Source organism: Spirosoma oryzae (assembly GCF_003002825.1).
GTDB classification, from domain to species: Bacteria; Bacteroidota; Bacteroidia; order Cytophagales; family Spirosomataceae; genus Spirosoma; species Spirosoma oryzae.
In genome coordinates this window covers 1-15,662 of sequence record NZ_PVTE01000038.1, presented here as the reverse complement: position 1 = coordinate 15,662, position 15,662 = coordinate 1, and the positions used below count along the sequence as shown (strand labels likewise).

Annotated in this window: 10 protein-coding genes; 6 read left to right on the top strand and 4 right to left on the bottom strand. The window is 56.1% G+C overall.

Going from position 1 to position 15,662, the window contains the following annotated elements:
* Positions 1-40: 40 nt before the first annotated feature.
* The gene (locus CLV58_RS25685; protein ID WP_106140706.1) at positions 41-1,252 is read right to left on the bottom strand and encodes a putative sugar nucleotidyl transferase; all 1,212 of its coding nucleotides are present in this window, start codon (positions 1,250-1,252) and stop codon (positions 41-43) included.
* Positions 1,253-1,323: 71 nt separating this feature from the next.
* Here CLV58_RS25685 and CLV58_RS25680 point away from each other — a divergent pair, with 71 nt between their 5' ends.
* Entirely contained in the window at positions 1,324-2,376 is a 1,053-nt protein-coding gene (locus tag CLV58_RS25680) for a hypothetical protein (RefSeq protein ID WP_106140705.1), read from the top strand.
* Positions 2,377-2,643: 267 nt separating this feature from the next.
* Here CLV58_RS25680 and CLV58_RS25675 read toward each other — a convergent pair whose 3' ends face one another.
* A complete protein-coding gene (locus CLV58_RS25675) occupies positions 2,644-3,561 on the bottom strand; it encodes a ChaN family lipoprotein (protein ID WP_106140704.1) in 918 nt (305 codons plus the stop codon).
* Positions 3,562-3,667: 106 nt separating this feature from the next.
* Between CLV58_RS25675 and CLV58_RS25670 the strand changes: the two genes are divergently transcribed.
* The 5 genes from CLV58_RS25670 to CLV58_RS25650 all read left to right on the top strand — a co-directional run bounded on the left by CLV58_RS25670 (position 3,668) and on the right by CLV58_RS25650 (position 11,772).
* Positions 3,668-5,062, top strand: a complete 1,395-nt coding sequence (locus tag CLV58_RS25670; RefSeq protein ID WP_342748955.1) for an ATP-binding protein — start codon at positions 3,668-3,670, stop codon at positions 5,060-5,062.
* Positions 5,063-5,146: 84 nt separating this feature from the next.
* Positions 5,147-6,808: an FAD-dependent oxidoreductase gene (locus CLV58_RS25665; RefSeq protein WP_106140702.1), complete on the top strand. Its 1,662-nt coding sequence runs from the start codon at positions 5,147-5,149 to the stop codon at positions 6,806-6,808.
* Positions 6,809-7,011: 203 nt separating this feature from the next.
* On the top strand, positions 7,012-8,172 hold the full coding sequence (gene egtB / locus CLV58_RS25660; RefSeq protein ID WP_106140701.1) for an ergothioneine biosynthesis protein EgtB: 1,161 nt from the start codon (positions 7,012-7,014) through the stop codon (positions 8,170-8,172).
* Complete coding sequence (gene egtD, locus CLV58_RS25655) at positions 8,139-9,185, top strand: L-histidine N(alpha)-methyltransferase (RefSeq protein WP_106140700.1); 1,047 nt, start codon at positions 8,139-8,141, stop codon at positions 9,183-9,185. The genes egtB and egtD overlap by 34 nt, the downstream gene beginning before the upstream one ends.
* A gap of 238 nt (positions 9,186-9,423) precedes the next feature.
* On the top strand, positions 9,424-11,772 hold the full coding sequence (locus CLV58_RS25650; protein ID WP_106140699.1) for a glycoside hydrolase family 3 protein: 2,349 nt from the start codon (positions 9,424-9,426) through the stop codon (positions 11,770-11,772).
* Positions 11,773-11,876: 104 nt separating this feature from the next.
* Here CLV58_RS25650 and CLV58_RS25645 read toward each other — a convergent pair whose 3' ends face one another.
* Both CLV58_RS25645 and CLV58_RS25640 read right to left on the bottom strand, forming a co-directional pair.
* Positions 11,877-13,391 carry an apolipoprotein N-acyltransferase gene (locus CLV58_RS25645; RefSeq protein ID WP_146141548.1) on the bottom strand — a complete coding sequence of 505 codons (1,515 nt, stop codon included), beginning with the start codon at positions 13,389-13,391 and terminating at the stop codon, positions 11,877-11,879.
* A 104-nt stretch (positions 13,392-13,495) separates the two neighbouring features.
* On the bottom strand, positions 13,496-15,532 hold the full coding sequence (locus CLV58_RS25640) for a c-type cytochrome (RefSeq protein ID WP_106140697.1): 2,037 nt from the start codon (positions 15,530-15,532) through the stop codon (positions 13,496-13,498).
* Between the last annotated feature and the right edge of the window lie 130 nt (positions 15,533-15,662).

The window sequence follows — 15,662 nt, the reverse complement described above, 5'->3', positions numbered from 1 at the left end:
GGAGCGGTTAAAACCGTAAACTGAAAACCGAATACTGTACTTAAAATGAAAACAACGGTTCGGGAGGAAGGCTGTGGCTTTGGTCAAAGATAGCCCGTAAAATGTTTTTTTCGACCTCATCGAACGGGCGATTCCGTCGGGCATACGCTTCGGCAGCTACCTGCATCGCCTTGTCGAGTCGATAGGTAGTAAACCCGTCGGCGGCACCACCCCACGAAAACGACGGGATGTGTTTGTACTGAAAACCGCCCCCAAACACGTTGACGCTGACACCGACAACCGTACCGGTGTTGAACATCGTGCTGATGCCCGCTTTGGTGTAGTCGGCCATAGTCAGCCCGCAGAATGGCCGACCCGTATCTTCCAACTGCTTCGTACCGTAATGGTAAATTTTGACGTTGCTGTAGTCGTTCTTCAGGTTCGAGTTGTTGACGTTGGCACCCAGATTACACCATTCGCCGATAATCGAATTGCCCAGGAACCCATCGTGGCCTTTGTTGCTGTAGCCGAAGAATACGGAGTTGCCAACCTCGCCACCTACTTTGCAGAACGGGCCGATCGTCGTGTTCGACCGCATCTTCCCACCCCAGTTCACCGTCGACCCTTCACCCAGTGAGAACGGCCCGATGACGATACTACCTTCGCTGATCGTCGCGTTTTTGCCGATGTAGATGGGGCCACCTTCAGCGTTGAGAATAGCCGCCCGGATAGTTGCGCCCGGTTCGACAAAAACGTTCTCGGGTGCATAGACGCGGGTAAATGGATCGGTGATCGGCTCGGAAGTCCGGCCTTCGGTGAGTCGCTTGAAATCTGCCCGAATCTGATCGCCGTTTTCAACGAAAATGTCCCACAGGTGCCGCAGCACGGTTAGCGGTTCAGCAAACGGCTGCCAGTGGTAAGCGTCGGTGATGTCGGGTGCCTGCGACAAGGCATGTGGCGTTCGGACGGCGAGTACCAGCCCATCGCTATCGCGCAGGCCATGCCCCGTCGCTAGTTCGTTCAGGGCGTCGACAAGGGCCGGTGTTGGACAAACCGCGCCGTTGACGTACAGATTGTCGTCCGACGGCTGCATCGGAAACTTAACGCTCAGGTACGCTTCCGTCAGGAACGATGGGGTTTGCTCCAGCCAGCCAGCCCACTTTTCAGTCAGTGTCTGAATACCGAATCGGATGCCGGCTACTGGCCGTGTAAAGGTCAGTGGCAGCAGGGATGTGCGGAGAGCGGGATCGTCGAATAAAATCAGCGTAGCCATGAGTGGAGCAGAAAAATCAGGTCGTAAATATCCAACCTTTATCCAGAAAAAAGTAGTCTCTTTGTTACCAAATGACTACTCTTTCGCCCGTCGACATACTGCGTCAGATCGCCCGGCTTCAACAGACTGACGGGCTGTTTCCGTCGGTTCGGCGTAATCGTAGTCTTCGCTACGCGCGGGCAGATACCAACGTTTTTTTTACGGCAGTCACGGTCTTTACCTTGCAGCGGTTACGACCAATATTGCCAGCCGAGGGGCAGGCGCTCGTTGATGACGTTACCCGAAAAGCCGTCGACGCGTACCCGCTGTTCAAAAACAAGGACGGGCTGGACACGTATAATTTCTGGCCAACCAAACCTTCGCGGCATTTTCCCAACGGCCACCTGTTTGGACGATTCGATCATTTTCGCATTCCTGACGACATCGACGATACGGCGATGGTGTACCTGACCACGACGCCCGACGAAGCAGCACTGTTGTGGCTCAAAAAAAAACTGACGCAACACGCCAACGGGGCGGTGTACTGGGTACGGAATACCTTCCCGGCCTACCAGTCATTACGCGCGTATTCGACCTGGTTCGGCAAGACCATGCCCATCGATTTCGACGCCTGCGCCCTCAGTAATCTGCTGTACTGTGTGTACGAATACGACTTGCCCCGCAATCAGCATGATGCCGATTCGCTGACGTATCTGCGTGACATCATCCGGTCGGGCCGGTACCGCAGCGATCCGTTTGGCTGCGCACCCCACTACGCCCGTCCGTCGCTGATTGCTTACCACATAAGTCGGCTCATGCAGGCATTCGCCATTCCTGAACTGGAGCCGGTCCGTTCGCAACTCATCGCCGATGCCCGGCAGCTACTTAATCAGGCGACAAACCGGCTCGAACAGATCGTACTGGCCACTACGTTATTGCGATTGGGGGAACGTCCGCCGGTGATTGACACGGAGGCTATCGAAGCGGATTTCGCCGGGTTTAATTTCTTTATCGCCGGACTGTTGACGGCCTATGAAACACCGTGGCTCCGCCGATGGGCGCATCGCCCGATCACGCAGATGCGCTGGCACTGCGACGCGCACTGCTGGGCACTGGTGCTGGAATATAGTATGCTGCACGAGTAGTCTGGCACGGCTATGTAGCCTGGACCGGTCCGCCGGCGCGGGTCCACGTCCGGGTGGCCGTCAGGCCAAGTGAAGCAGGCGGTAGCTTTTCAGGCCGCTACGCGGCCACCCGGACGTGGACCCGCGCCGGCGGACCGGTCCAGGCTACATAGCCGTGCCGACTTCAGATACGTGGCTTTTCCTTACAAGCTCATACCTCTATAGACAAAGACCGGCCGTCGGGTGCCGGGCGGATTATTTCACTCGTTATTGTTAGCCCCCTGCCGGTTAATAGGTCTTGGTCATGTCTGAAGGAATGGCAAGGATGAAATCGGCTAACTGGTTCAGGTTCGTTTCACTGTCGGCTTTCGGTTTTTCAGGGTCAGGAACATCGACGGAGGATATGGTCAGAATTTTCAGCGAAGGGCCGGCCATATCGCGCAGGTAGCCGACGATACCGTCGAAGTTTTTCGAGTGATAGTCACCATTGATATGTAGCAAGGTTTGGCCGGGCTTGCGGTTCTGGAGAATGAAATACGCCATCGTGGCATCTTTGATCGCCTGAGCGCGGGCGAAGTTGGCCGCCATATCAATTGTGCTGCCGTGTGGGTTTGGCGCACCACTGCTGCCGTGTCCTGAACCACCCATCATCTCCATCATGGCCTTATAACCCGGCCGCGTCAGGTCGACGGTTAGAGGTAGTGGGGCGATAAGTCGCTTGGTTGCTGCGGAGACTGTGTCCAGCGACGACAGGCCGTTGCGGGCCACCAGCGTAGCGTAGCGCCGGGGGATGTTCGTCGCCACGAACGGTAGTTTCTGCGCACGAGCCAGCGTGGTCAGCGGTTTGTAATCGGTGTCGTAATTAGGCCACAGCCGGGCCTGCGCGGCAAACTCCTTGTCGCTGCTGCGACCTTGCACGTAGTCGGTTAAGGCCACCTGATTGTCGGTTTCGAACATCTCGGCTCCCAACACAAGTTGCCCTTTTTTCTGTTCGGCCAGGTCTTTCGCCAATTGTAATTCGAGCCAGTGACAAATCGGATTGTTATGCAGCTCGCCAAAAAGCACCACGTCGGCATTGGCAGCCCGGCGCAGTAGCTGCTCGTACGAAACGGCTTTGATTTTCGCGTCGTACAGACGATAGGCGGGCTTATCGGGCCGGAAGGAGAGGGCGAGTAAGCCAAACAGGAGCAGCAGAGTAGGGCGCATAACGGATAAACGAAAAATGGCTGTCTACCGGACGTTGACAAACCACTAATAGTTCGCCAACTAATTCCTTGAATTTGGGTTTCCGTATGAACGCAACCGCATAATCATGCTTGAACAACTTCGACAGTTTCCGGTCTTTGCCAACGTCCCCGACGAACAGTTGCAGTGGCTGATCGACAACGGGGAGGAGCAGCGCATCAACGCGGGGACGGTGCTGGTAAAACCTGGCGAAACGGTCAACCACCTGACGCTGGTGCTCGACGGGCGTATCGTGATCGACACCGGACAAAACGGCCCCGAAGACGATATTGCCGTGTATGACAAGTACGGTATTCTGGGGGCTTTGCCGTACTCGCGCATGACCAGCATCCCGAACCGGATAGTAGCCGAGAGTACGTCGCAGGTGTTACAGGTGCATCGCGACAAGCTGCGGGATATGGCCTGCCTGCATTATGAACTGACGGAGGTACTGGTGCAGCAGATGACGACCCGGGTGCGCAATTTCACCCGCTACACACAGCAGGAAGACAAGATGGCGTCGCTGGGGCGGCTATCGGCGGGACTGGCGCATGAGTTGAACAATCCGGTGGCCGCCATTGTCCGATCGGCCGAGACGATGAAAGCGCATTTGCGAGCCACGCCCGACGCCTTCAAGCAGATCATGCACCTGCAACTAGCCGACGATAAAGTCGATATCGTCAATGAGCAGCTGTTTAAAAAACTCGATCAGAAAGCGCTTCAGCTTAGCCTGCTGGAGCGCAGTAGCTACGAAGACGAACTGACCGACTGGCTCGACGATTACGGCGTCGATAGTGGTAATCTGGATCTGGTCGGGCCACTTATTGAGTTCGGCTTTACGACCGACGACCTGAACTGGCTGCTCGACCAGGTCGGTCCTGACAATATCAGTGGCGTGACAAGCTGGATCGTCAATAACCTGGTGACGCAGTCGCTGGTACGCGATATCAGCGACGCGTCGGAGCGGATCGGTACGTTGGTCGGGTCGATCAAAAACTACACGCATATGGACCGGGGGGCGGGCAAAACGACGGTCGATCTGGGCGAAGGTATCCGCAGTACGCTGACCCTGCTGGATCACAAGGTCAAAGGCAGCAAGGTCACGGTTATGCTGAATCTGGCCAACGATTTGCCAGCGGTCTGTGGCTGGCCGGGTGAGCTGAATCAGGTCTGGACCAACCTGATCGACAACGCTATTGACGCCATGCCCGACGGGGGGGAACTGACCATCTCCAGCGAAGTCGAGCACCATAACGACGGCCTGACATTTGTTCTGACAAAAATCAGCGACACCGGCACCGGCATTCCCGACGACATTCGCGACTCCATCTTCGACCCGTTCTTTACGACAAAGGAAATCGGAAAGGGCACCGGGCTTGGGCTCGACATCGTGCAGGGCATTGTCAACCACCACAACGGCTCCATAAAGGTCGCTTCCCAACCCGGCCATACCGAGTTTAGTATTTGCTTACCGATCAATTAAATGATCGAATGATTGAGTGATTGAATGGCAGCACGCGTCAGCTTATTCCATCACTCAATCATTCGATCACTCAATCAATAGCTCATGCGTCTTCCCATCATAGTTTCCATTGACGACGATCCGCAGGTGTTGCAGGCGATTCAGCACGATCTGCGGCAGAAATACCGTAAGCAGTACCGGGTGCTGGCGACAACCTCGGCGACCGAAGCGCTTGAGTCATTAGGCGAGCTGAAAAAGAAAGGGGAGGAAGTTGCCCTGTTTCTGTCGGATCAGCGGATGCCGCAGATGACGGGTGTCGCGTTTCTGGCCGAAGCGCGCCGGATTTTCCCGAATGCCAAACGCGCCCTGCTAACGGCGTACTCCGACATCGATGCCGCTGTGCGGGCCATCAACGAAGTACAACTCGATTATTACATTGCCAAACCCTGGGACCCGCCCCAGGAGAAACTGTATCCTGTTCTCGACGATCTGCTCAGCGACTGGCAATCAAACTACCGGCCCACGTTCGAGGGGCTGCGATTGATTGGCTACCAGTTTTCGCCACAGTCGCACGCGCTGAAGGATTTTCTGGCAGGCAACCTGTTTCCGTATCAGTGGCTCGACATCGAGAACGATCCGCAGGCGCAGGAACTGCTTGATCTGCACAAACTAAGTCGGGCGGACTTGCCGGTCGTGGTGCTGGGCGACGGGACGGCTTTGCCGAAACCAGAACTGGTCGACGTCGGCGAAAAGCTGGGCCTGAAGCCAACGGCCAACGAAAGCCTGTACGACCTGGCGATTATCGGTGCCGGACCGGCGGGGCTGGCGGCTGCCGTTTACGGTGGCTCGGAAGGGTTAAAGACAATTTTGATCGACAAGCGCGCACCGGGCGGGCAGGCTGGAACAAGTTCACGCATCGAGAACTACCTGGGCTTCCCGAACGGACTGAGCGGGTCTGATCTGACGCGCCGGGCCATTACGCAGGCGCAACGGTTCGGGGTCGAGTTTCTCGCTCCGCAGGAAGTTGTATCGATTCATTCGGAGGGGCAGTACAAGCACATCCGCATGGCCGACGATAGCGAAGTTGTCGCGCGGGCCATCGTGCTCAGCACGGGCGTTTCGTACCGGACGCTGGAAAACGAAAGCCTCGACAAGTTTACCGGCGCGGGGGTCTATTATGGAGCAGCAACCACAGAAGCGCTGGCGTTCAGAGGAAAGCCGGTTTACGTCGTTGGTGGTGGCAATTCAGCGGGGCAGGGGGCCATGTATCTCTCCCGCACGGCCTCGGATGTGTACATCTGCATCCGTCGCCCCGACCTGTCGGAAACTATGTCGCAGTACCTGATCGACCAGATCAGCAATACGCCAAACATTCACGTACTAAGCTGCACGGAGGTTGTCTCGGCTACCGGTAATGAACGACTGGAATGCGTGGTGCTGGAAAACATGGACACGCACGAACAAAAAACGGAACCGGCCAGCGGTGTATTCATTTTCATCGGCGCTAAACCCCTGACCGACTGGATCGAAATGGACATCATCAAAGACCCGAAAGGTTTTATTGCCACCGGACGTGACATGGGTAGATATGCCGAGTACAAGCGCGTCTGGAAGCAAAGCCGCGAGCCTTTCGTGCTGGAAACCTGTAGTCCCGGCATTTTTGCTGCGGGCGACGTGCGCGCCGGTGCCATGAACCGCGTAGCCTCCGCCGTTGGCGAAGGGGCTATGGCCGTCAGCTTTGTGCATAAGTATCTGGCGGAGAATTAAGTACGGTATGCGGTTTACGGTTTGTGGTGAGCAACGGGGGCACTATTCGACGGAGCTATGGTCGAGGAAAAGGCCGGAATAAGGAGTACCGAAAACGGTAAACCGAATACCGTAACCCGTGCTGACGTATACAGATACCGGTTATCCACATAAATAATTGTAACGACAGCAAACACCCACCTACTATAGTCAGTTAACGGGGTATGATTGCTGAACATACGCTTACGCAGCAATACCTGCGCGTCAGACACTATTCCGAAGCTATCTGTCGGGGGCTGGAAACCGAAGACTACGTGGTGCAGCCGATGGCTGACGTTAGTCCACCGAAATGGCATTTAGGGCACATTACCTGGTTCTGGGAAACGTTCGTACTGGTACCCCATGCGCCGGGCTATCGCGTGTTTCACGATGATTTTAGCTTCGTCTTCAATAGCTATTACGAAACCGTCGGAAAACGGGTGCTGAGAACCGATCGGGGTAACCTGAGCCGACCTACCGTTTCACAGATTTATGCGTACCGGGCCTATGTCGATGAGCATATGAGCCGCTTCCTCGATGCCGCCGACCCGACGCCTGAGTTGATTTGTCTGCTTGAACTAGGCTTTAACCACGAGCAGCAGCACCAGGAATTGCTGATCACCGACATCAAATACATTCTGGGCCATAACCCACTGCTGCCTGCCATCGACATGCCGGTGCAGGAAAATCCACGGCTGGTAAACGGACCGGATGTGTCGATCCGTGAGGGCGTGTACACCATCGGTCATAAGGGGACTGATTTCTGTTTCGACAACGAGCTAGGTCTGCACAAGGTATACCTGAATGACACCACGCTGTCGGGGACATTGGTAACGAACGGCGAGTATCTCGATTTTATACAGGCCGGTGGCTACCAACACTTTAAGTATTGGCTTTCCGATGGCTGGGCCTGGGTGAAACGCACCGGTGCCAAAGCCCCGCTGTACTGGCACAGCATCGATGATGTCTGGCATGCCTACACCTTCAATGGACTTCAACCGGTTGATCCCGACGCGGCTGTATGTCATGTCAGTCAGTACGAAGCCGATGCCTACGCGCGCTGGAAAGGACAGCGGCTTCCAACCGAGTTTGAATGGGAAGCCATGGCCAGTCAAATCAACTGGGGGAGTCGCTGGGAATGGACAAACTCGGCGTATCTACCCTATCCGGGTTTCGCTACCGCCGAAGGCGCGGTCGGCGAGTACAATGGCAAATTCATGAGCGGGCAAATCGTGTTGCGGGGGGCGTCGATCGCTACCCCCGACGGCCATGCCCGCTCGACATATCGCAACTTTTTTCATCCGAGCACACAATGGCAATATACGGGAATACGATTGGTGAAGTAGCGGAACCCGCAGTACTCGACGGGTTGATTGATTCGCAGGACGACCAATCTACGATAGAACAAACCATTGATCCGGCGCTGATCGAAGAAGTGCGGACTGGGTTGCAACAGACACCCAAACGCTTGTCGTCGCGGTTCTTCTACGACGCGGAAGGGAGCCGTATTTTTCAGGACATCATGCATGCGCCGGAATACTACCTGACGCGCTCGGAGTACGAAATTCTGGACAGCTATAAGGCTGATTTGCTGGATCTATTTGCCGTAGGCGACCGCTCGTTCGATCTGGTCGAGCTGGGCGCGGGCGACGGCCTGAAAACAAAGCTGCTGTTAAGTCACTTTGTGGAAGAGCAGGCCGACTTTGCCTACGCACCGGTCGATATTTCGGTCGATGCGCTCAATGGCTTGGTGGCCGATGTTCGTCGGTCGTGGCCCTCCCTGCGACTCAACGCCCGGCACGACGATTATTTCAACGCCTTAGCGCAATTGTCGGAAGAATCTGACTCCCGGCGGGTAGTGCTGTTTCTTGGGTCAAACATCGGCAATTTTACGCCTGACGAAGCCGTCGATTTTTACCGGCAGCTGCACGACCGGCTCCGCCCCGGCGATTTGGTCCTGACAGGTATTGACCTGCAAAAACACCCCGCTGTTATTCACGCAGCCTACAACGATCGGCAGGGTCTGACACGGGCCTTTAACCTGAATCTGCTCCGTCGGCTGAACCGTGATCTCGACGCCAACTTCGATCTGGCCGCGTTCGATCATTACGAAACGTACAACCCCGAAACTGGCGAAGCGCGTAGCTATCTGGTAAGTCAAAAGGCCCAGACTGTACGTATCGATACGCTGGACATGACGGTGCCGTTTGCCTACGGTGAAATTATCCATACCGAGATTTCGCGCAAATTCACCCCCGCCCAGATCGAGCAGCTGGCGCAGCAAACCGGCTTCCGGGTCGTGAAGTCATTCACCGACTGTAAAGGCTACTTCACCGACGTCGTCTTCGAGAAAGTGTAGACTATTGTAGCCCAGACGTCCACGTCTGGAGCCGTCAGGCTAATTTATGTAGGCGGGAGCTGTATTGGCCGTTGCTGTGCCTGCTAGTATGAGTAGCCTGGACCTGTCCAAGCTACAACAGATCATACAGTATGTACAAAATACATAAAGCCGCGCTATCACGACATTGAGTTGTGGTAGCGCGGCTTTACATTTACTGGGAAACCTAAAGACTTGCCGATATAACCCTGTCGCCTGTATGAAATTACTTGCTTACCCATTCGTTCTGAGTCTGTTGCTGGCAAAGCCCGATGCGCAGGCGCAGACGCCCCAGCAATGGACGTCCCAAACAACTGGTACGATTGTTCGTGTGACGAATCCCGGTGGACAAACGCTTGGTTACTCGACCGCTTCCGGCGTCAAACTGCTCACCGTCGACGGGCTGGCGTTCAAAGACCTCAACAAAAACGGACGACTCGACCCCTACGAAGACTGGCGATTACCTGCGCTGGATCGGGCGAAAGACCTGGCTAGTCGCATGACCGTCGAGCAGATTGCGGGGCTGATGCTGTATAGTAAACACCAGCCTATTCCAGCGGCACCGGCCGGGCCTTTCGCGGGTACGTACGGTGGAAAAGTGTTTGCGCAGAGCGGGGCCAATGTCAGTGATCTGTCGGATCAGCAAAAGGCGTTTCTGACCAATGATAACCTGCGGCACGTGCTGATTACGTCGGTGCAAAGTCCGGAAGCAGCTGCCAACTGGAACAACAATGCACAGGCACTGGTCGAAGGAATCGGGCTGGGCATTCCGATCAACAGCAGTTCTGACCCGCGTCATGGTACCCGTGCCGATGCCGAGTTCAACGCCGGTGCTGGCGGTACCATCTCGATGTGGCCGGGTTCGCTGGGTATGGCGGCCACGTTCAACCCTGAACTGGTACGGCAGTTCGGGCAGGTGGCTGCCGCCGAATACCGGGCGCTGGGTATTGCCACAACCCTGTCGCCACAGGTCGATCTGGCAACCGATCCGCGCTGGAACCGGGTTAGCGGTACATTTGGCGAAGATCCTAAACTGACGACCGATCTGGCCCGTGCGTATATCGATGGCTTTCAGACGTCGACGGGTAAGCAGGAAATAAACAACGGCTGGGGGTACACGAGCGTCAACGCGATGGTGAAGCACTGGCCGGGTGGTGGCTCGGGCGAAGGCGGTCGCGATGCGCACTATGGTTACGGTAAATACGCGGTTTATCCCGGTAATAATTTCAGTACGCACCTCATGCCATTTATCGATGGCGCGTTCAAGCTGAACGGTAAAACCAGTACGTCGGCGGCTGTCATGCCCTATTACACGATCTCGTTTGGGCAAGACAAGAAATATGGTGAAAACGTCGGTAACAGCTACAACAAATACATCGTCGGCGATTTGCTCCGGCAGAAATACAGGTACGACGGTGTAGTTTGCACCGACTGGCTCATCACGGCTGATGAAACGGCTGTCGATGTCTTTTTGACCGGTAAATCGTGGGGTGTCGAGAAGCTGTCGCTGGCCGAACGGCACTACAAAGCCCTGATGGCGGGTGTCGATCAATATGGTGGTAACAACGATGCGGGGCCAGTGATGGGCGCGTACCAACTGGGCGTGAAGGCGCATGGCGAAACCGCAATGCGGGCTCGATTCGAGTTGTCGGCGGTGCGGCTGCTGCAAAATAGCCTGCGCGTGGGCCTGTTCGAAAATCCGTATCTGAACCCGGAACAGACCAAACAAACGGTTGGTAAGCCCGACTACATGAACGCGGGCTATCAGGCGCAGTTGCAGTCGGTGGTGCTGCTGAAAAACAAGCGGAATGCGTTGCCGGTAAGTAAGGGTAAAAAAGTGTACGTGCCGAAGCGGTTTATTCCGGCGGGCCGTAACTTTCTCGGTATACCGACGCCCGAAAGCAACAACTATCCCATCAACGTAGAGGTACTCAAGAAGTACTACACGCTGACTGACAAACCTGCCGAAGCGGACTTCGCGCTTGTCGTGATCGAGAGCCCGGAGTCGGGTGGGGGGTACGATAAGGAAACGGCCAAAGATGGCAAGACAGGCTACGTACCGATCAGCCTGCAATACCGGCCGTACACGGCGCAGGGAGCGCGTAATCCAAGTATCGGCGGGGGCGACCCACTGGAGAATTTTACCAACCGCAGCTATAACGGCAAATCGACCAAAACAATCAACGCAACCGATCTGACGATGGTGACGGATACTTATGCGAAGATGAACGGTAAGCCCGTCGTTGTGTCGGTGCGACTCAACAACCCGATGGTATTTGCCGAGCTGGAGCCGTCGACTAATGCGATTCTGGCCAACTTCGGTATTCAGGATCAGGCCCTGCTCGACATCGTATCGGGGACGCACGAACCGTCAGCGCTCCTGCCTTTGCAAATGCCCGCCAACATGCGCACGGTCGAGCAACAGGCGGAAGACGTTCCCCGCGATATGCAGTGTTACGTCGACGCCGACGGCCACACCTACGATTTCGGCTACGGCCTGAACTGGAAAGGCGTCATCAACGACGCCCGGACAGCCACCTACAAACGGAATGTGCTGACGTTGAAGTAATTTATCCTCACTGGTAGCGGCCGTCCGTCCCGGCCCCTCCCGCGACGGCGGACCGCCCAAAATGGGAGAGGGGTGATGACAAAGTGTCGCACTGCCGAAAAAGACTAGTTAGTGATGCGCAACACAGATGTTCGTCGTCGGTAGGGTAGGACTATGAAAAAAGCGACGACGAGGTTTAGCAGGCCGAACCAGTTGCCAGCCCGAGTAAACAGTGTGGTTTGTGCAGACAGCGGTACAGTACCGATAAGTTGCGATTGGTTACCTATGGTTGTTTTCGCTTCGCGTAACACACGTCCCCGTGAATCGCTGATTGTCAGCCGCCCCTGTCGGGCTGCCCGTACGACGGAAAATCCGTTTTCGACACCACGCAGGATCGCCATCCGGGCGTGCAGCCAATCGTCGATTCTGAAGTCGTTGGCTGGCACGAAGAGCACGGCTGTACGGGCTTGCCCATAGTCGCGAATGGTGCCCGGAAAGTCCAGGTCTTTACAGATAGCGACGCCTGCCTGTAGTGTGTCAATCGGAAAAAGCCCTGTTTGCCGACCCGCACTGAATTGAGACTCGAAGCCGCGTACCAAATGGCGTTTCGTGTAGGTCGTCAACAGACTTCCGCTGGCATCGATTACCACGGCGGTGTTGTGGGCATCAGGCTGACTGTAGTCGGCTAGTCCAACGATAAGTCGCGTGTTGGCACGTTTCGCCATGTGCCGCAACGAGTTCATCACCAGACTGTCGGTTAAGGGGGTGAGTCGAAATGCGGTTTCAGGAAGCAAAACGACTTGTGCACCAGTTGCTGCTACAGTGGTAATGGCCCGCCCGTAGTCAGCCAGCACCGCGCGCATTTGTTGCTGACTATCCTGCTGGTCGGTATGGTGTTTCGTTTCGTCAAGGACAACCACACCTGCCTGTAGGGCGGCTGACGACATCGGCGCATGGAGCCTGAGCAGGCCGTAACCCAGCACCGATCCGTAGATAAGCAGAGCCAGGCCTGCTGCCTGAAGAATACGCGCTCGCTGTTGCCAGGCTAGCCAGCCAAACGCGCATAAGGCCGGAAATAAACTGACGAGGAAGGTAATGCCCGGTGTGCCTGCAAGGGAGGCAGATTGAATGATTGGTAGTACATCCGACTGGGTGTAGGCCATACTGGTAGCCGTCCCATCGGGGGAGCATGTCAGCACCAGATACTCGAAAGCCGTCATCAGTACTGGGTATGTGAAGAGACTGCGCCAGTTGCGTTTCGTACAGAGCTGTACGCCGGAATAAACAGCGATTCGTGCAAACGCATACGCCAGCGCTCCTGTCAGTAGGCTGGCCAGCACTGGTGGAACGACAGTGTGTAGATAAACGAACCAACTGAGCCGGCCCATCAGACAGGCGACAAACGCGAACAGGAAGCTGGTCTTTCGGTCCGTGTAAGCTGGGCTTACCAACGTAGGAACAGGAGCCAGCCAGACCAGATACCAGTACTCGCCGGACAAGCCGTTTCCCCAATACCAGCACGCACCCGGTAACAAGATAAACAGGAATACGTATAATCGTTGAATCAGGGATGGCCTGTCGATCGCAAGCCTATAGCGGGGCGGCATCGGTGTAGCGTTCAGTACAAGAGGGAAGCGCAAAATAGGGTGTTTTGGGAATGGACGCTATTCACACGTCACTGACAGTATATAAAAAAGCCCCCTTCTCTCACCAGAAGGGGGCTGTACAACTATGGCAAGCGATACTACTGCTTTGGCGCGTCAGGGTTACTGCTGCTACCGCTACCACTGGCGGGGGCCAGCGAGTTGATCCACGCGGCAATCTTCAACGCGTCGGCTTTCGGAACCTGCGGCATGGGTGGCATCTCGGTGGCGTAGTCGGGCCAGTTGGTGGGCTTGGGATGGTAGATCAGCTCAACAATCTGGTCGTTGGTGTACCGACGTTTGGCCACGTCCGCGTAGGCCGGACCAACCTGCCGTTTGTTAGCCTGGTGACAAGCCAGACAAGTGTGCCGGGTGAGCAGGCCTTTCACCTCGTCGTAGGTTGGTGCTTTGGCCATCGAAACGGCCTGCCCTTCCTGAATCTTCGGCTTCGCTCCCCGCGTGGATTCGCCGGTCGTTACCTTACCCTTCGTCGCGGTTGCTTTCTTACCCGTTGCAGGAGCTGTTGCCGGTGCTGCTGAGGTGGGCGCTGTAGCCGAATTGCGGGTGCTTACTTCATTCATCGCCAGCTTTTGTCCGTCGGGAATGTTGTTCAGCGTGTAGTAGGCAATCGGGTGAACGAGCGAGTACGATCCTTCGGCACCGCGTACACCATCGAGCGTCAGCTGATGGATGTAGTACCGGCGCATGTCACCTACGATGATGCGGGCTTTCATGTTGTCGGCCGACACCTTCACGCCTTTCAGCGGTAGCGCTTCTTTGTTGACCGTTGGGCTACCGTAAACCGAGTGGTACTTATACAGGAAGCTTTCGACGCGGTACGACGCCAGATCTTCGGCAGATTTCCGGTCGACGGGCTTTGTGAATTCTACTTCAAATCCGTCGGGCATCGCTTTTACCGTGCGAATCTCGAACGGTATAGCCCCGTTCCAGACCAACCGTTGCAGACCTTCGTTGGCGTCGCCGGCAGAGCCCCAGCCCCGGTTAGTTTCACCAACGAATAGTGATCCGTCTTTGGCCCAGGCCATCCGCAAGACGCCCGACCGGAAGCCGTTACGGAGTTCAATGGCTCCACCCTGGTATTCGCCGTTTACCTTCTCCATGAACACCCGCGAGATTTTGCTCATGCCCTGATCGCCAACCAATAACTGACCGGCAAACGGACCGAATACACCCTGCGGAATCTCTACGATTTCGGAGTTGGAAATGCCCAGCACACCGTGGGGCAGCCACACCGCCGGCACCTGTACGTCGGTACCCGGAAACTGCTCTTTCATCGTGTAGAGCAGCGTCGGCTTTTCATTGGCGATATTTTCGGGTTTGATAGCCCGGCCATTATCGTCGCGCCGACGCCGTTCGTCGATTTTCGCGAAGAACGCTTCCTGCGACAGCTTCACCGGCGAATTGCTCATACTCGTCCAGCGCAGACCCGCCGGGTGACCGACGAAGGAGCCTTTCTTGACGTGAACGATACCACCCGAACCCATCCAGTCGCCCTGATTATCGGCGTAGAACAGTTCGTTGTCGAAGATGCCTAGCCCGCATGGCGAGCGCATGCCTGTTGCCCAGGGCTGCATCTTGCCTTCAGGCGTGATGTTCATCGTCCAGCCGCGCCAGGGGACCCGGCTTTCACCCCGCCACCATTCCTCGTCGCCGAAGGCTACGTTGCCCGTGACGAAGAAGGTACCATCGGGCGCAATCTTCGGACCGAAACTGTATTCGTGATAGTGCCCCGATAGTGGCCAGGCGTATACGGTTTCGAAGACGTCGGCTTTGCCGTCGTTGTTGGTGTCCTGCATCTTGGTCAGCTCACCGCGTTGTGCACAGTAAAGCGCCCCGTCTTTGTAAGCCAGACCCAGAATTTCGTGCAGACCCGACGCGAATTTGCGGAAGAACGGCGTGCGGCTCGTCGGGTTTTCAACGATCCAGATGTCGCCCCGGCGCGTGGCTACGCCCAGACTACCGCCCGGCAGCGTTACCAGCCCGCCTACTTCGAGCAGCGTACCTTCGGGAGCGGTCAGTTTTTGAATCTTGAAGAAGTCTTCCTCCTTCGGCGACTCCTGCGCCAGCGCCGTCGTCAGGCTGGCGACAGCGAGCAGCGTAGTCAGTAGTTTTTTCATAGTAGCTGGACCCCACCCCCAACCCCTCCCCGTTAGGGGTGAGGTTTACCCACAAGTCGGGCTTTGATCGTAAGTTTCCGTTCTTGGACATTCTGTATCTATCTTCACTATGACCCTTGACGCTGTCATC